A 15576-nucleotide genomic window follows, 5' to 3' on the forward strand; every position below is an offset into this window, starting at 1 on the left:
ACGATGCCGGTCATCAGTTTCGAGCACGTCACCAAGGTCTACCCCCTCCCGGCGGGCGACGTCGTGGCGCTCGACGGCGTCGATCTCGCCATCGAGCAGGGCGAGTTCGTCCTGGTCATGGGCCCCTCGGGGTCGGGGAAGTCGACGCTCTTAAACATCATGGGGTCGCTCGACGTTCCGACCTCGGGCGAGGTCACGATCGCCGAAAAGCGCATCGGCGGGATGGACGACGACGACCTGACCCTTCTGCGGCGCGACCATATCGGGTTCGTCTTCCAGCAGTTCAACCTGATCCCGCTGCTTTCCATCGTCGAGAACGTCGAGTATCCCCTGATCCTGAAGGGGCGGCAGAACGGCACCCGGGAACGGGCGGAAGAAGTCCTCGAAGCGGTCGGGATCGAGAAGACCCATTTCACCCATAAGCCGGGCGAGATCTCCGGCGGGCAGCAGCAGCGGGTCGCCATCGCCCGGGCGCTCGTCAACGACCCCGCCTTCCTCCTCTGCGACGAACCGACCGGCAACCTGGACTCGAAGACCGGCACCGCCATCATGACCCTCCTCGATAAGATGAACCGCGAGGACGGCAAGACCGTCGTCATGGTCACCCACGACCCCCGCATGACCGAATACGCCGACCGGACCATCCGCCTCGTCGACGGGAGGATCGCATGACGTTCTTCGACCTCGCCCGCCGGAACGTCGTCCGCCACTGGCTCCGGTCGTCTCTTGCGGTCATCGGGATCGTCATCGGCGTCATTGCGATCGCCTCCCTCGGCATCATGGGCAACAGCATCGGCTTGATGTTCAACGACATGGTCAGCGACGTCGGCGACACCGTCATCGTCTCCCCGGCGATGGGCGTGGGCGGCGGCAAACTCACCGAGCGGCAGATCTCCGACCTCGCCCGGGCGGTCGGCTCCAACGACGTCATACCGTTCTCGAGCACCGCCGACAGGTTAGCCGTGGGCGATAAGGAGAGCGCCGCGATGATCTACGCGATCCCCACCGGAGATATCCCCGCTCTGCTCGACGTGGAGTCGGGGGGCTACCCGAGGGATACGGGCGGCGGGTGCCTGGTCGGGAGCGAGCTTGCTGCGAACAGCAGGGATAACGGCCTGAAACTCGGTGCCCGGGTCAGGATCGGCGACGAGACCCTTCGGGTGGTCGGCGTGCTCAAGGAGCGGGGAATGGGATTCGACATCAATCCCGACTACGCCATCGTCGTGCCCTACACCTGGTATTCGAATCACTACGACGAGGACGATTACGACCAGGCTATCGTGAAGGTCAGGGACGTCAACAACATCGACGCGGTCAAGGAGTCGATCGAGCAGAGGATGAACCGCCGGGAGGATACCGTCAACGTCATGGATACCCGGGGAATCCTCGAGAGTGTCTTCGCGGCCACCGAGTCGATTACGGTGTTTCTCGCGGGAATCGGCGCGATATCGCTCCTCGTTGCCGGCGTCTCGATCCTGAACGTGATGCTGATGTCGGTTACCGAGCGGATCAAGGAGATCGGCGTTCTCCGGAGCATCGGCACCCGCCGGAGCGAGGTGATGCGGATGTTCATCTACGAGGCTCTCTTCCTCGGCCTTGCGGGCGCTCTCATCGGGGGCGTGCTCAGTTTCTGCGCCGGTTACGTGGTGACGGCGGTCTTCGTCGAGAACCCTGATTACCTCTTCGACCCGACGAGCCTCCTCTACATCGTCTTCGGGATGGCCTTCGGCGTCATCACGAGCGTGGCGTCCGGCCTCTACCCGGCCTGGAAGGCGGCGCACTTAAACCCGATCCAGGCGCTGCGCCACGAGTGACGGCCTGGCCCATACATCTCTCTTTTTCCCGATCGATATCGTCACGGAGCGTCTCGAGGAGTTCGTCGATCGTTTCAGGCGCACCGGGGAGGAGGGCGAGGTACTCGCGCTCCCCCTCGACGACGAGGAGCGCAACCGGGGTCAGGCTGAGTGCGGCCGCTCCCCCCATACAGAGCGTGAATGTCCTGACGACGGGAATGATGCACCGGCCGCCTGCCGTACGGCCGCCGCCGACGACGAGATCGGTTCCTTCAGGCACCCGGGACACCTCTTCCCGATACCTGGCGGAGCCGTTCTCTCACCGGTCTTTTCAGAAGCGCCTTTGCGACCGCGATGAGGATCAGGAGCGGGCGGCGGATCTGCATCCGGAGTATGAAGGTGCCTTCGAAGACCTCGCGGTCGAAGACCGGGGTCATCGCGAAGTCGATCGCCTCCGCCGGCCAGAGCGCGTAACGGGCGGCGGTGCAGTAGCCGTACACGACGCCGGTGTCGGCGGGGCTCTCGAGGCCGAGGATGATGTCCCCCCGGAGCGTCTCAAGGCGGAGAGACCGGTAGACGGCTTCGAGGATCCTCCGGATATGCGGCCAGAGGTCGCCGGCGGCGTCGAGGTACTCCCGCACCGGCCGCCTCTCCTCGACCCTTTTTTCTTTCTCCTCGGGTTTTTCTGCCATCATCTCCCCGAGATCCCGGGTCATGATCCGGCGTTCGGCGAGGAGGATCTCGAGCACCTGCACCTCGTCGGCGACCAGGATCCTCGCCCCCGCGATGCCCCAGGCTACGGTTGCCGTCGCCCGGGCCCTCTCCCGGCTGCAGTCGGCGACCGCCGAGACGGTCACCGGAACCAGGTAGAGGGCCAGCAGAAGAACGAGGATAAGGACGGCGGCGACGAGCAGGATGAAGAAAAGAAGGGTCGCGACCATGGAATGGAGGGGAAGAGAGCCCTACGCCTCTCCTTCGCCGCCGATCGGGATTTCCTTTCCGCCTTCCGGCGCGGGGGACGTCCTGCCGCCCTTGCGCTGCTGCACCATCTCGGAGCCCTTCTCGAGCACCCGCTCGACGTGGGGGCCGACCGCCTCTCCGATCGTCGAGATGACCTCGGCGATCTCGCTCTTCTTCTTCAGCGACACCACCTGGATGCCCTCGGGGCCGGGGACGCCTTTGGTGATGATGATCAGGGCGACGGCCGATATCCCGCCGCCGCCGGCACTCGCGGACCCGGATCCGCCGGCAGGGCCGCCTTCCTTCTTCTCACCGGAGCCTTCGCCGCCGCCGAACCCGAGCCCGAACTCGGCGACCGGTATGATAACCCGCTCGCCGGCCTCGATCGGGGCACCGAGGACCGCGCTCGCGCAGAGCGTTCGTGCAAGTTGATCGACGGTTATCTGAAGCATCGATTCGCCAGTCAAATTATTCACCACAGGTAATCCACTCTCCGGCCTCGTATATAATGGTTGGGGTTTCCCGGCGCCCGCCTGCCGTTTAGGGAGGACGGCGGGCGTCCTCACGGCAGGAGCCGCCATCCCACGGCCAATGCGGCGAGGATGGCGAGGCCGAGCGCGGCGACGAGCGCCATACGGAAGGAGAGGTTTACGAACCGATTGAGGACGGTCGCGAGTTCCCGTCGGTAGATGTAGGCGAACAACCCTGCTATCAGGAGGAAAAAGAGCCACTCGCTCGGCTGGGCGAGCTCCCGGAGAACCGACTCCCAGAAGTAGTCCTCCGGGTAGCCGTGCTGCGGGAGAGGGCCGAGGAACGGCCAGAACCACTCGACCGGGTGGCGCCACATCCCGTCGAGGAACTGGTGGCTCGCCATCCCGGCGGCAACGGCGAGGAGATCGAGCCGCCGGCGGTAGCGGTAGAGGATGAGGCCGGCGATGACGACCAGGGAGAGGATGGTGAGGCCGTGGAAGTAGATCCTGCCGTAGTCCAGGGTTCCGGCGAGGACGATGTGCCCGAGCGGCTTGTCGATCAGGTCGGGAAGCACGGCGCCCAGCGTGGCGAGCGCGAGAACCCGCCTGTCGCCGGCGATCGCCGCGAACACGACGCCTATGAGGAGACCGGCCATGGCGTGGGCGAGGAGGTACATCGCTATTCCGTGGCGGGGCGTGCATATACTCTTTTCTCGTGCGGATCGGACAGGAATCGGGCCCGTGGAGCACCAAGATGATCTGGGGTGATCAATAATGTTGGATAATGTATATATGTGTGCAGAGTACACCGTGATGCATGCAGACGAAGATCCTCCTTGACGAGGAGGAGATGCCGAAACGATGGTACAACATCCAGGCAGACCTCCCGACGCCCATGGATCCGCCCCTTCACCCGGCTACCGGGAAACCGGCGGTCCCCGACGATCTCCGCCACATCTTCCCGATGGAACTGATCCGGCAGGAGATGAGCACCGAGCGCTACATCGATATCCCTGAGGAAGTCCGTGATATCCTGACCCTCTGGAGGCCGAGCCCGCTCTACCGGGCGAGAAGGCTCGAAGCGGCCTTGAAGACCCCGGCGAAGATCTACTTCAAGTGGGAGGGCGTGAGCCCGCCGGGGTCGCACAAGCCCAACACCGCCATCCCCCAGGCCTACTACAACCGCGAGGAGGGGATCGAGCGGCTCGCGACCGAGACCGGAGCGGGGCAGTGGGGGTCGTCGCTCGCGTTTGCGACGAGCCTCTTCGACATGGAGTGCACCGTCTACATGGTCAGAACCTCCTACGACCAGAAGCCCTACCGCAAAAGCATGATGCAGGTCTACGGCGCCGAGTGCATCCCGAGCCCGTCGGAGAGGACCCGGTCCGGCCAGGCGATCCTCGCCCGCGACCCGGATACGCCGGGTTCCCTCGGGATCGCCATCTCCGAGGCGGTCGAGGATGCGGCCAGCCACGAGAATACGAACTACGCCCTCGGCTCCGTCCTCAACCACGTCTGCCTTCACCAGACGATCATCGGCCAGGAGGCACAGCAGCAGCTCGCGGCCGTGGACGCCTACCCCGACGTGGTGATCGGGTGCGTCGGCGGCGGGAGCAACTATGCGGGGCTTGCCTTCCCGTTTGCGGGCGATAAGATTACCGGGAAGCATCCTGAGACCGATCTCATTGCGGTGGAGCCTTCCGCCTGCCCGACCCTGACGAAGGGGCTCTATGCCTACGACTTCGGCGACGTTGCGGGGCTGACCCCGCTCATGCGGATGTTCACCCTCGGCCACGACTTCGTCCCGCCGGCGATCCATGCCGGAGGGCTCCGCTACCACGGGGCCTCCCCGCTCGTCTCCCGGCTCGCCCAGGATGGGGTGATCTGGCCGGTCGCTTACCGGCAGAACGAGGTCTTCGAGGCCGCCGTGATGTTCGCCCGGACGGAAGGGATCGTCGTCGCGCCCGAGGCCGCTCACGCGGTGAAGGCCGCGGTCGACGAGGCGCTCCGGTGCCGGGAGACCGGTGACGCGAAGACGATCCTCTTCAACAACTCCGGGCACGGCAACTTCGATTTCTCCTCCTATGAGGCCTACTTTGCAGGAAAGCTCGTCGACTACGAGTACCCGGCGGAGCTGATCAAAGAGTCGCTCGCCCGGTTGCCGGTGACGGGGTGATGCCGGTGGACTGGGCAGCGCTCCAAGAGAGCTGAACACGACCCCGGGATACGACGAGGCCGTTGCCGCGGCGGACGCGGCCGGCCGGCCTCTTGTTGTCCCTGTTTTTGTAGAGATCCCGCTCCCCGCGGCATCGCCGGCCGACCTCTATGCCTCCCTCCGGGACGGCCCGGGGTTCCTGCTGGAGTCGCTCGAGGGGAGCGAGAAGGCCGCCCGTTACTCGTTCATCTGCACCGTCCCTGCCGCGACCGTCGCCGTTGCCTCCGACGGCACCCTGACGGTCTCCGGTAATTCGCGTATCCGGGAGGTTGCCGCCGGCGTCGAGGGCGAGGATCCCCTCGATGCCCTCCGGTCGTTCATGGGCCGGTTCCGGGTCGCCTCCGCGCCGTTCCCCCGGTTCTCGGGGGGGCTTACCGGTTACTTCTCCTACGACCTCGTCTCGTCCCTCTACCCGGTTCCCGGACCGGAGGGGGCCGAAGAACCCGTCGCCCGGTTCATGCTGGCGCAGGACTGCCTCGCCCTCGACCACAAAAGAGAGCGGCTCGCGGTCGTCGCGAACCTGCTGGTTGCCGACGGGACCGACGCGGAGGAGGAGTATGCCCGGGCCGGGACAGCGATCGCGGAACGGGCCGCCCGGATTTGCGATCTCCCGCCGCTGTCCCCGTGCGGGCCGTGCAGGTCCGGCGTCCCGGCGTCGTCCTGCACCCCGGACGAGTTTTCGGACGCGGTTCTCCGGATCAAAGAGCATATCGCGGCGGGTGACGTCTTCCAGGCCGTCCTCTCCCGGCGGCTCGCCTGCCGCATCGAGGGTGACCCGTTCGCCGTCTACCGGCGGCTCCGGGCGGAAAACCCGAGCCCCTACATGTACTACCTGGACTTCGGCGACCGCCAGGTCGCCGGGAGCAGCCCCGAGATGCTCGTCCGGGTGGAGGACGGCCGGGTGACGACCGTCCCGATCGCCGGTACCCGGCCGCGGGGGAAGACCCCGGCCGAAGACGACCTGCTCGCGGCCGAACTCCTCGCCGACGAGAAGGAGCGGGCGGAGCACGTCATGCTCGTCGACCTGGCAAGAAACGATGTCGGGGCTGTCTCCGCCTTCGGAACCGTCTCGGTGACGGATTTCATGACCGTCGAGCGGTTCTCCCACGTCCAGCACATCGTCTCGACGGTCTCGGGCACACTCCGGGAGGGATGCGACCGGTTCGACGCCCTCCGCTCCTGTTTCCCCGCGGGAACCGTCTCGGGCGCCCCGAAGGTCCGGGCGATGCAGATCATCGGCGAGACGGAGAGGCTTCGGCGCGGGATCTACGCCGGGGCCGTCGGCTACGTCGGGTTTTCCGGCACGATGGACCTTGCGATAGCCATCCGGACGGTTCTGGTGCAGGACGGCGTCGCGTCCGTCCAGGTGGGGGCCGGGATCGTGGCCGACTCCGATCCCGGCCGGGAGTGGATCGAGACCGGAAACAAAGGGCGGGCGATGCTTGCGGCGCTCGGCGCGGAGGTGGAGTGATGCGGGTGCTCGTCATCGACAGCTACGACAGTTTCACCTTCAACCTCTGTCAGCAGATCGGGGTGCTCGGGGCGGAGCCGGTCGTGGTGAAGAGCGATACGCCGTTTGAGCGGCTACGGTCCGAATCGTTCGATCGCGTCGTCCTCTCGCCCGGCCCGGGGCATCCCCGGGACTCCGCTCTCTACCGGGAGGTTCTCGACTCGATCAGCCGCACCGTCCCGACGCTCGGGGTCTGCCTCGGCCACCAGGCGATCGGCCTTGTCTTCGGCGCCAGGATCGCCCGGGCGGATCGGCTGATGCACGGGAAGCGGTCGCTCGTCCGGCACGACGGTGCGGGGATCTACGCAGGCGTGCCCGATCCCCTCGTCGCGACCCGCTACCACTCGCTCGTCATCGACCCGGCATCCGTCCCTGACTGCCTCGCGGTGACCGCCACGAGCGACGACGGGGCGATCATGGGCGTCCGGCACCGGGAGTTCCCGATCGAGGGGGTGCAGTTCCACCCGGAGAGCATCCTCACCCCCGAGGGGGCCCGATTGGTGGCAAACTTCCTCTTCGGCCCGGGAGGTGCGGCATGATTCGCGAGGCGATCGCCCGGGTCTCCTCGGGCACGGATCTCACCCCGGCCGAGGCTGGAGGGGTGATGGCGGAGATCATGCACGGCGCGGCGACACCCGCCCAGATCGGCGGATTCCTCACGGCTCTGCGGATGAAGGGGGAGACCGTTGCAGAGATTGCGGCGTTCGCCCGGGCGATGCGTTCGGCGGCCGTCCCGGTCTCTCTTCCCGCCCCGGAGGCGCGGGTGGATACCTGCGGGACCGGGGGCGACGGTGCCGGGACGTTCAACATCAGCACCGCTGCGGCCTTCGTCGCGGCCGGAGCGGGCGTCCCGGTCGTGAAGCACGGGAACCGGGGGGTTTCGAGCCGGTGCGGCTCGGCCGACGTCCTCGAGGCGCTCGGGGTCTCCGTCGCGATCCCGCCCGACCGGGTCGGGGAGGTTCTTGCGGCCGCGGGGATCGCGTTCCTCTTCGCCCCGGCCTACCACCCGGCGATGCAGTACGCCCGCACCGCCCGGCAGGAGATCGGGATACGGACGGTCTTCAACCTCCTCGGCCCCCTGACGAACCCGGCGGGTGCGGGAGCCCACCTCCTCGGCGTCTACGACCCCCGCCTGACCGTCCCGGTCGCCCGGGTGCTCGCCGACCTCGGGGCGGAGCGGGCGATGGTGGTCCACGGCGCGGGGCTCGACGAGATCGCGACGGCCGGCCCGACGACGGTCGCGGAACTCCGGGGCGGCGAGGTCATGACGTATACCCTCGACTGCACGGAGTTCGGGGTCCCGCGTTCATCCGTCGCCGCCCTCAGGGGAGGCGGGCCGGAAGAGAACGCCGCAACCCTTCTCGCCGTCCTCGCGGGCGAGGAGGGCCCCGCCCGGGATATCGTCCTTCTCAACGCCGGTGCGGCGATCTACCTCGGTGGAAAGGCCCGCGACATCGCCCGGGGGATTGCCCGTGCCGGGGTGTCGATCGACTCGGGGGCGGCGCTCGACCGGCTCCGCCGCCTGGCTGAGGCGACCGGAGGAGCGGCATGATCTTCGACGATATCGTCAGGTCGACCCGCGAGCGCCTCCGGGATCTCGATCAATCGGTCGTCGATCCCGATCCCCTGCCCCGCCGGAGCCTCGGAGCGTCCATCCGTGCCTGCGCCGAGAGGCACGCGGTCATCGCCGAGGTGAAGTACGCCTCCCCGTCGCGGGGGAGGATCCACGAAGGCTGCACGCCTGAGGCGATCGCCCGGGAGTTCGTCGCCGCCGGGGCCGCCGGCCTCTCGGTGCTGACCGAACCCACCTACTTTTCGGGGAGTATCGAGAACCTCGCCAGGGTGCGGCGTGCGGTCTCTGTCCCGGTTCTCCGCAAAGACTTCATCGTCGACGAACGCCAGCTCGGCGAGACCCGGGCGCTCGGCGCCGACGCCGTCCTCCTGATTGCCCGGGTGCTCGGGAACCGCCTCCCCGCGTTCGTCGACGGGGCGCTCGCACTCGGGCTCGAGCCGCTCGTCGAGGTTCACGACCGAAGCGAGATGGAGCGTGCTCTCGCGACGAATGCGACCCTCATCGGGATCAACAACCGTAACCTCGCGACGATGACGATCGATCTCTCGACGACCGTCCGCCTGGCGGGGGCGGCACGCGATGCAGGGAGGGTTGTGGTCTCGGAGAGCGGCATCATGTGGCCCTACGACGTGCGGAGCCTCTCCCGGCACTGCGACGCGTTCCTGATCGGGTCCGCCCTGATGTCGGCCCGCGACCGGCGCAAACGGCTGGAGGGGTTCGTATTCGCGTGAAGATCTGCGGGACGACGAGCGTTCGCGACGCACTCCTCGCCGTGGCGGCCGGAGCCGACGCGATCGGCGTGGTGCTCGCGAGCCCCTCCCCCCGGTCGGTGAGCCCTGAGGTGGCACGGGAGATATTTGCGGCGGTTTCGCCGTTCGTGACCACGGTCGCGGTCACCTCGACCGACCGGCCCGAAGACATCCCGGCGCTCCTCTCCTCGCGGCCGGACGCGGTGCAGGTGCCGGGCGATCTGGAGGTGCCCCGTGATGCGGGGGTGCGGGTCATCCGGATGCTCTCGCCCGGCGACGCTCTCCGGGACGACTGCGACGCGGTGATCGTCGATGGCAGCCGCGGAACCGGGCGGACGTTCGACCCCGGGTATGCCCGTGAGTGCGTGGCCGCCTCCCCGGTGCCGGTCATCCTAGCGGGAGGGCTCACCCCCGGCAACGTTGCAGAGGCAATCCTGGCGGTGCGGCCGTATGCGGTCGACGTCTGTTCGGGCGTCGAGGCGGCGCCGGGGATCAAGGACGAGTGCCTCGTGCGGGCGTTCGTGAAGATGTCGAGGACGATGTATCCATGAAAACAGGACGATACGGAGTATACGGCGGGCAGTACGTGCCCGAGACCCTGATGAGCGCGCTGATCGAGCTGGAGGAGACTTATGGGCGAATCCGCGAGGACCCGGAGTTCTCCAGCCGGCTCTCCTGGTACCTCCACGAGTACGCCGGGCGGGAGACGCCGCTCACCTTCTGCGGGAACCTCTCCCGTGACCTCGGCTGCCGGGTCTACCTCAAACGGGAAGACCTCCTCCACGGCGGTGCGCACAAACTGAACAACACCCTCGGCCAGGCGCTGATGGCGAAGTTCATGGGCAAGCGCCGGCTGATCGCGGAGACCGGCGCCGGGCAGCACGGCGTCGCGACGGCGATCGCGGGCGCGGCCCTCGGTCTGCCCGTCGAGGTCTACATGGGCGAGGTGGATACCCGCCGCCAGGCGTTGAACGTCTTTCGGATGGAACTCCTCGGCGCCCGGGTCATCCCGGTCGCCTCCGGGACGCGGACACTGAAGGACGCCATCAACGCGGCGATGCGCGACTGGGTGGCGAACCTCCGGGAGACCCACTACCTGCTCGGCTCCTGCGTCGGCCCGCACCCCTTCCCCCGGATCGTCCGCGACTTTCAGTCGGTGATCGGCGAGGAGACGAGAAGGCAGATCCTTGAACGGGAAGGGCGGCTCCCCGACACCGTCGTCGCCTGCGTCGGCGGGGGCTCGAACGCGATCGGCATCTTCTACCCGTTCGTCGGCGACGACGTGCGGCTCGTCGGCGTCGAAGCGGGAGGCGAGGGGCTCGATTCCGGCCGTCACGGGGCTTCGCTCTCTGCCGGTTCGGTCGGGGTCTTTCAGGGGGCGCTCTCCTACCTCCTCCAGGACGGCGACGGCCAGGCGCTCGAGACGCACTCCGTCGCCGCGGGCCTCGACCACCCCTCCGTCGGGCCGGAGCACGCCATGCTGAAGGATTCCGGGCGGGTCCGCTACGAGGCGGTCACCGACGCAGAGGCGCTCCACGCCTTCCGCTACCTCTCCCGCACCGAGGGGATCATCCCGGCGCTCGAGTCCGCCCACGCGGTCGCCTACGCTCTCCGGGCGGCGGACGATCTCGATAAGGACGACATCCTCGTCGTCAACCTCTCGGGGAGGGGGGACAAGGACGTCGCCGACGTCGCGAGTCTTCACGGGGGCGTTGCATGAGCCGGATCGCCGGCCTCTTTGCCCGGAAGAGCTCGGTCTTCATCGGGTTCACCGTCGCGGGGGACCCCGGGATCGAGGCGTCGTTTGGTGTGGCGAAGACGATGATCGACGCGGGCGCCGACCTCCTCGAGATCGCTGTCCCCTACGCCGACCCGGTGGCGGACGGCCCCGTGATCGAGCGGGCGCACGTCCGCGCCCTCCGGGCGGGGACCACGCCGGACGACGTCTTCGCCCTCGTCCGGGAGCTCAGGGGATATGCGCCGGCGCTCCCCCTCGTCCTCTTCACCTACCATAACATCATCCACCGCCGGGGGCCGGACCGGTTCTTTTCGGAGGCCGCGGCCGCCGGCGCGGACGGCGTCCTCATCGTCGACCTTCCCGTCGAGGAGTCGGGCGAGGTCGCACCCTACGCCGCCCGATACGGCATCGACCGGATCGCCCTCATCGCCCCGACGACGTCGCCGGAGCGGCAGCATGCGATCCTTTCCGGAGCATCCGGGTTTGTTTACCTGATCTCGCTCGAGGGGGTGACCGGCGAGCGCGACCGGCTCCCGCCCGGTATCGCCGGGCTGGTCGGCGCGGTGCGGGAGAAGACCGGTCTTCCTCTCGCCGTCGGGTTCGGGGTCTCACGCCCGGAACACGTCCGGACCGTCGCAGACGCCGGCGCGAACGGCGTCATCGTGGGGAGCGCCCTCGTCCGGCTGATCGAGGAGCACGCGGGCGACGAGGCCGGGATGCAGGATGCCCTCCGGGCGGCGATAGCCACCCTCCGGCGCGGGCTCGTCCCCGACCCCGAACCTGATATGCCCCGGCGCGAAAGGGTAGAGGGATGAGAAAGACCATCGGGTTCCTGGTCAACCCCATCGCCGGGATGGGCGGCGCCGTGGGGCTCGCGGGGACGGACGGGCAGGCGGCCGAAGCCCTCCGGCGCGGCGCCGTCCCACACTCTGCCGACCGGGCGGTGCAGGCCCTCTCCGCTCTCCGGGGTCAGGATATCGCATGGTGCACCTGTGCCGCGCCGATGGGCGAGGACGTCCTCGCGGCGGCCGGAATCGACCATTACACCGTCCTCTACCGGCCCGCCGTCCCGACGGGTGCGGCCGACACGAAGGCCGCGTGCCGGGCGTTCCTTGCGGCCGGGGTGGATCTCGTCGTCTTCTGCGGCGGGGACGGCACGGCCCGGGACGTCTTCGACGCAGTGGGGCGGGAGGTGCCTATCCTCGGCATCCCCGCCGGGGTGAAGATGTACTCGGCGGTCTTCTCGGTCAACCCGGCGGCGGCGGCCGACCTCATCCGCCGGGCGGGGGCGGTCCCCTGCCGGGACTCCGAGGTGATGGACGTCGACGAGGAGGCCTACCGCTCGGGGCGGCTTACCGCCCGGCTTTATGGCTACGCGTGCGTCCCCTACGTCGCGGAGCGGACGCAGGGCGGCAAGCAGGTCTTCGAGCAGCAGGACGAGGAGCGGGCGAAGGACGACATCGCGGCGTTCATCGCCGAGATCATGATCCCGGACACCCTCTATATCATCGGCGCCGGGAGCACGACGGCGCGGATCATGGAGCGCCTCGGGCTTCTCCCCACGCTCCTCGGGGTCGACGTCGTCAGGAACGGGGAGGCCCTCGCCCGCAATGCCGACGAGCGGACGCTGCTCGCCCTCCTCGACACCTACCCGCGGGCTAAGATCGTCGCGAGCCCCATCGGCGCCCAGGGGTTCGTCCTCGGGAGGGGGAACCAGCAGATCAGCCCCGCGGTGATCCGGAAGGCCGGGCTACGGAACCTGGTCGTGGTTGCCACGCCGGGGAAGCTCGCCGCAACACCCCTCCTCTACGTCGACTCCGGCGATCCGGCCCTCGACCGGGAGGTCGGGGACTCTCTCCAGGTCGTCTCCGGCTACCGGATTGCGCAGCGAAAGCGGGTCGTCCAGACCGGCTGACGGTGTCCCGGCCGTCTTCTCGCGCGAGTACTGCTCGGCAAGCTTGCGGAGGTCCCGGACTTTGGCGTTCGCCGCCTCGATGATCGAGAGAACCTCGAGGTAGCGGCTGTCCCCGAACGCGCCCTCCCTCTTGAGGTTGATGAGCTGTTCGCGGTAGCGGTCGTTGATGGCGTGCTGGAGTTCGACGTCCCGGCCGCGGAGTTCCGCGACGGTCGCGTCCAGGATCTTCGGGAAGAGGAGCCCGAGCCCGACGATGTTCTCGTCCAGGATCCGGTAGACGCCGTCCGTCTTCTTCACCAGGGCGGCGGGGGCGCCGTTGCCGTTCCCCGACATCCTGCGGAAGAACTCCCCGAGATCCGCCCCGAGGTCGCCGAGCCGCTCGATCTCGTTTGACATCCGTACCAGGAAGACCACCTCGGTCGCTTCCCCGTCAGAGAGCTGCCTCTTCGAGATCGCCCGGAGCGCCTGCTCGATCCTCGCATCGAGGTAGTTGTTCAGGCTCTTGAGCCGCTCGACCATCTGGTAGTCCGCCTCCTTTGAGGTGACGAGGTAGGTCATCGCCGCCCGGAAGAGGTCGAGCGTGACCTCATGGGCGTGTCTGAGTTCCTTTCGGATCACCTCGAACCCTGCTTGCGTGTCGTCGGGGATGCCCTCCTCGAGGTGGCGCGTCCGCATCAGGATCTCGGGCTCGCTCCCGGGCACCGCCCGCTCCACGACCTGCCCAAACCGCCCGATGAAGAGGAGGAAGACCGCCGCCGCGATCAGGTTGAAGATGAGGTGGGCGTTTGCCACCATCTGCGCCTCGGTCCCGCCGATCGCCGTCACGATGTCGGCGAACGGTACGAGGAAGGGCAGAATCAGGAGCACCCCGCCGAGGTTGAAGATGAAGTGGGCCGCCGCCGCCCGCCGGGAGTAGAGGTTCATCCGGGCGGAGGCGATCAGGGTCGTCGTGGTCGAACCGATGTTTGCGCCGAGCAGGATGGGGATCGCCTGCGGGAGGGTGAGCAGCCCCTGCTGGGCGAGGACGACGACGAGGCCGGTGGTGACGGAACTCGACTGCACCGCGGCGGTGAAGAGGAACCCGATCAGGACGGCGAGCGGGAGGGCCGAGTACTCGGTAACGAGCGCGATGATCTCGGGATCGCTCTGGAACGGGGTAAGCCCCGTGGAGATGAGGTTCAGGCTGAAGAGGACCAGGCCGAAGTAGAAGAGGGGTTTACCCAGGAACCGGTAGCGCCGCCCGAATATCCCGACGAGGAACCCGGCCGGGATCAGCACCTGCCCGAGAGCGGTCATCTTGAAGGCGACGAGCTGGGCGGTGACGGTCGTCCCGATGTTCGAGCCGATGATGATCCCGAGGCTCTGGAGGAACGAGAGCGTCCCGGCGTTGACGAGCCCGATGGTGATGATCGTGGTCGCCGCGCTCGACTGGACGAGGGCGGTGACGACGGCGCCGATGAGTGCGCCGACGACCGGCCGCGACGTCAGCCGCCCCAGGAGGTTCGCGAAGCTGCCTTTCGCGACCGCGAGAATCTCCCGCGAGAAGTTCTCTATCCCGTAGAAGAAGAGGATCAGGCCGGGTATGATGGCGAATAGGAGTTCCCACGGGACCATTGCTGTTCAGGGAGTATGGAGCCGCCGCCCTCAAATACCTCTCTACATGCATCCCGGCCGGAGAGTTCCGAAAGGGGGTTTTTTATTGATGCTGCGCCGCACTCTGGTGGTAAGCGAGGGGGAGCGCCTGTCTCTCCGGCGCCGTTTTTCACCCCTCCTCCTCGGCGTGTCTCTCTTCCCGGAGCCCCGGGGCGGGGGCGGCGGTCAGGCGGAGAACGGCGTAGATGACCGTGGCGACCAGCACGCACTCGAGGTAGAACCCGAAGACCCCGAAGGCGGAGAAGAGCAGGCTATACGCGGGGGTGCCCGCGGTGAGGGGCAGGACGCTCATGATCCCGTCGAAGAGCCACCCGAAGACCGGCACGCTGTCCGCGACGAGCGGAAGGGCGTCGCCCCGTTCCCACTGGCCCGGGTTTATCAGGAGGGCGAAGACGAACGGAACGGAGGCTGCAACGGCGACGAGCATCGCCTGCCGCGCTCTCCTGACCGGGACGGCGCCCGAGATAAGCGGAATCGGCGTCGCGGCTCCCGCGACCGCAAGGGTGACCATCACGAGAACGAAGACGGGGAGGACGAACGGTGGCGCCGGTCCGATGATCCCGGAGGCGGTTCTCGCAGTACCCGCCCAGATCACGCATGCGACGACCGCAACGAGCGGGGGGATGGTCGGCGATAGCGGGCTTTTGGGGAGCGAGGCGACGATCTTACCTGACATACTGCACCGTCCGGGACGTGAACCGGGGATTGAATTCCGCGGTCTGGCTGTTAGATCCTGTAACTCTTCCTGAGAAGTTACCTTCTTACTATATACGATTTCTGTCACGATCCTCTACACGTCGGGGTGAGTCAACCCATTCTGCTCATGGGGCGGGCTGCAAACGGCCGGGACATACGGTCCCGCGGATCCCGTCATGCAGGGCGATACCCCTCCCTCAGAACATGCAGGTATTATCGCCGGAAAAACGGTTTCGCCGGTTCATTGAGGATAAGGTGCAGGTTAAGCGTGTTTTTTGATCGAAGAAGCCCTGTCGACGAATAA

Annotated in this window: 16 protein-coding genes and 1 pseudogene; 11 read left to right on the forward strand and 6 right to left on the reverse strand. The window is 67.5% G+C overall.

The features are described from left to right. Positions 1–3 precede the first annotated feature (3 nt). Together EI28_RS07475 and EI28_RS07480 are read left to right on the forward strand one after the other, a co-directional pair. Positions 4–672 carry an ABC transporter ATP-binding protein gene (locus EI28_RS07475; protein WP_048113985.1) on the forward strand — a complete coding sequence of 223 codons (669 nt, stop codon included), beginning with the start codon at positions 4–6 and terminating at the stop codon, positions 670–672. Beyond that, on the forward strand, positions 669–1814 hold the full coding sequence (locus tag EI28_RS07480; RefSeq protein ID WP_048113963.1) for an ABC transporter permease: 1146 nt from the start codon (positions 669–671) through the stop codon (positions 1812–1814). The genes EI28_RS07475 and EI28_RS07480 overlap by 4 nt, the downstream gene beginning before the upstream one ends. On the opposite strand, the gene EI28_RS13485 is transcribed toward EI28_RS07480, so the two are convergent. The 4 genes from EI28_RS13485 to EI28_RS07495 form a co-directional block, all read right to left on the reverse strand. Then, a complete protein-coding gene (locus EI28_RS13485; RefSeq protein WP_155937305.1) occupies positions 1735–2073 on the reverse strand; it encodes a hypothetical protein in 339 nt (112 codons plus the stop codon). The two genes, EI28_RS07480 and EI28_RS13485, sit on opposite strands and share 80 nt — an antisense overlap. Beyond that, the gene (locus EI28_RS07485; protein ID WP_048113964.1) at positions 2066–2734 is read right to left on the reverse strand and encodes a DUF2953 domain-containing protein; all 669 of its coding nucleotides are present in this window, start codon (positions 2732–2734) and stop codon (positions 2066–2068) included. The genes EI28_RS13485 and EI28_RS07485 overlap by 8 nt, the downstream gene beginning before the upstream one ends. Positions 2735–2755: 21 nt before the next feature. Beyond that, positions 2756–3229: a spore germination protein GerW family protein gene (locus EI28_RS07490; protein WP_231476640.1), complete on the reverse strand. Its 474-nt coding sequence runs from the start codon at positions 3227–3229 to the stop codon at positions 2756–2758. A gap of 86 nt (positions 3230–3315) precedes the next feature. Further along, positions 3316–3900 carry a metal-dependent hydrolase gene (locus EI28_RS07495; protein WP_048113968.1) on the reverse strand — a complete coding sequence of 195 codons (585 nt, stop codon included), beginning with the start codon at positions 3898–3900 and terminating at the stop codon, positions 3316–3318. A 140-nt stretch (positions 3901–4040) separates the two neighbouring features. Between EI28_RS07495 and EI28_RS07500 the strand changes: the two genes are divergently transcribed. The 9 genes from EI28_RS07500 to EI28_RS07540 all read left to right on the forward strand — a co-directional run bounded on the left by EI28_RS07500 (position 4041) and on the right by EI28_RS07540 (position 12923). After that, a complete protein-coding gene (locus tag EI28_RS07500) occupies positions 4041–5399 on the forward strand; it encodes a TrpB-like pyridoxal phosphate-dependent enzyme (RefSeq protein WP_048113969.1) in 1359 nt (452 codons plus the stop codon). 181 nt (positions 5400–5580) lie between these two features. Next, complete coding sequence (locus EI28_RS07505) at positions 5581–6909, forward strand: anthranilate synthase component I family protein (RefSeq protein ID WP_231476641.1); 1329 nt, start codon at positions 5581–5583, stop codon at positions 6907–6909. Beyond that, entirely contained in the window at positions 6909–7487 is a 579-nt protein-coding gene (locus EI28_RS07510; protein WP_048113971.1) for an aminodeoxychorismate/anthranilate synthase component II, read from the forward strand. The genes EI28_RS07505 and EI28_RS07510 overlap by 1 nt, the downstream gene beginning before the upstream one ends. Continuing rightward, positions 7484–8500 (forward strand): anthranilate phosphoribosyltransferase, encoded by a 1017-nt coding sequence (trpD, locus tag EI28_RS07515; RefSeq protein WP_048113972.1) that lies wholly within the window; start codon positions 7484–7486, stop codon positions 8498–8500. The genes EI28_RS07510 and trpD overlap by 4 nt, the downstream gene beginning before the upstream one ends. Then, positions 8497–9252, forward strand: coding sequence for an indole-3-glycerol-phosphate synthase (locus EI28_RS07520; RefSeq protein ID WP_048113974.1), 756 nt, complete (start codon positions 8497–8499; stop codon positions 9250–9252). The genes trpD and EI28_RS07520 overlap by 4 nt, the downstream gene beginning before the upstream one ends. Then, positions 9249–9821 (forward strand): phosphoribosylanthranilate isomerase, encoded by a 573-nt coding sequence (locus tag EI28_RS07525; RefSeq protein WP_082223119.1) that lies wholly within the window; start codon positions 9249–9251, stop codon positions 9819–9821. The genes EI28_RS07520 and EI28_RS07525 overlap by 4 nt, the downstream gene beginning before the upstream one ends. Further along, on the forward strand, positions 9818–10990 hold the full coding sequence (trpB, locus tag EI28_RS07530) for a tryptophan synthase subunit beta (RefSeq protein WP_048113975.1): 1173 nt from the start codon (positions 9818–9820) through the stop codon (positions 10988–10990). Before EI28_RS07525 ends, trpB begins: the two co-directional genes overlap by 4 nt. Continuing rightward, positions 10987–11823: a tryptophan synthase subunit alpha gene (trpA, locus tag EI28_RS07535; RefSeq protein WP_048113977.1), complete on the forward strand. Its 837-nt coding sequence runs from the start codon at positions 10987–10989 to the stop codon at positions 11821–11823. The genes trpB and trpA overlap by 4 nt, the downstream gene beginning before the upstream one ends. Continuing rightward, positions 11820–12923, forward strand: coding sequence for an ATP-NAD kinase family protein (locus EI28_RS07540; RefSeq protein ID WP_048113979.1), 1104 nt, complete (start codon positions 11820–11822; stop codon positions 12921–12923). The genes trpA and EI28_RS07540 overlap by 4 nt, the downstream gene beginning before the upstream one ends. Before the next feature lie 723 nt (positions 12924–13646). Here EI28_RS07540 and EI28_RS14810 read toward each other — a convergent pair. Both EI28_RS14810 and EI28_RS07550 read right to left on the reverse strand, forming a co-directional pair. Further along, positions 13647–14537, reverse strand: a pseudogene (locus EI28_RS14810) (Na/Pi cotransporter family protein); the annotation flags it as partial. A gap of 148 nt (positions 14538–14685) precedes the next feature. Further along, a complete protein-coding gene (locus EI28_RS07550) occupies positions 14686–15252 on the reverse strand; it encodes a hypothetical protein (RefSeq protein ID WP_048113981.1) in 567 nt (188 codons plus the stop codon). Positions 15253–15576 lie beyond the last annotated feature (324 nt).

Origin of the sequence: Methanoculleus sp. MH98A (assembly GCF_000691865.1) — an archaeon.
Lineage (GTDB): Archaea > Halobacteriota > Methanomicrobia > Methanomicrobiales > Methanoculleaceae > Methanoculleus.

Coding starts and splice junctions, on each gene's coding strand:
- trpB (WP_048113975.1), top strand. CDS start 9,818: ATGAAAACAGGACGATACGGAGTATACGGCGGGCAGTACGTGCCCGAG.
- EI28_RS07495 (WP_048113968.1), bottom strand. CDS start 3,900: ATGTACCTCCTCGCCCACGCCATGGCCGGTCTCCTCATAGGCGTCGTG.
- EI28_RS07475 (WP_048113985.1), top strand. CDS start 4: ATGCCGGTCATCAGTTTCGAGCACGTCACCAAGGTCTACCCCCTCCCG.
- EI28_RS07520 (WP_048113974.1), top strand. CDS start 8,497: ATGATCTTCGACGATATCGTCAGGTCGACCCGCGAGCGCCTCCGGGAT.
- trpA (WP_048113977.1), top strand. CDS start 10,987: ATGAGCCGGATCGCCGGCCTCTTTGCCCGGAAGAGCTCGGTCTTCATC.
- EI28_RS07550 (WP_048113981.1), bottom strand. CDS start 15,252: ATGTCAGGTAAGATCGTCGCCTCGCTCCCCAAAAGCCCGCTATCGCCG.
- EI28_RS07480 (WP_048113963.1), top strand. CDS start 669: ATGACGTTCTTCGACCTCGCCCGCCGGAACGTCGTCCGCCACTGGCTC.
- EI28_RS07540 (WP_048113979.1), top strand. CDS start 11,820: ATGAGAAAGACCATCGGGTTCCTGGTCAACCCCATCGCCGGGATGGGC.
- EI28_RS07500 (WP_048113969.1), top strand. CDS start 4,041: ATGCAGACGAAGATCCTCCTTGACGAGGAGGAGATGCCGAAACGATGG.
- trpD (WP_048113972.1), top strand. CDS start 7,484: ATGATTCGCGAGGCGATCGCCCGGGTCTCCTCGGGCACGGATCTCACC.
- EI28_RS07485 (WP_048113964.1), bottom strand. CDS start 2,734: ATGGTCGCGACCCTTCTTTTCTTCATCCTGCTCGTCGCCGCCGTCCTT.
- EI28_RS07510 (WP_048113971.1), top strand. CDS start 6,909: ATGCGGGTGCTCGTCATCGACAGCTACGACAGTTTCACCTTCAACCTC.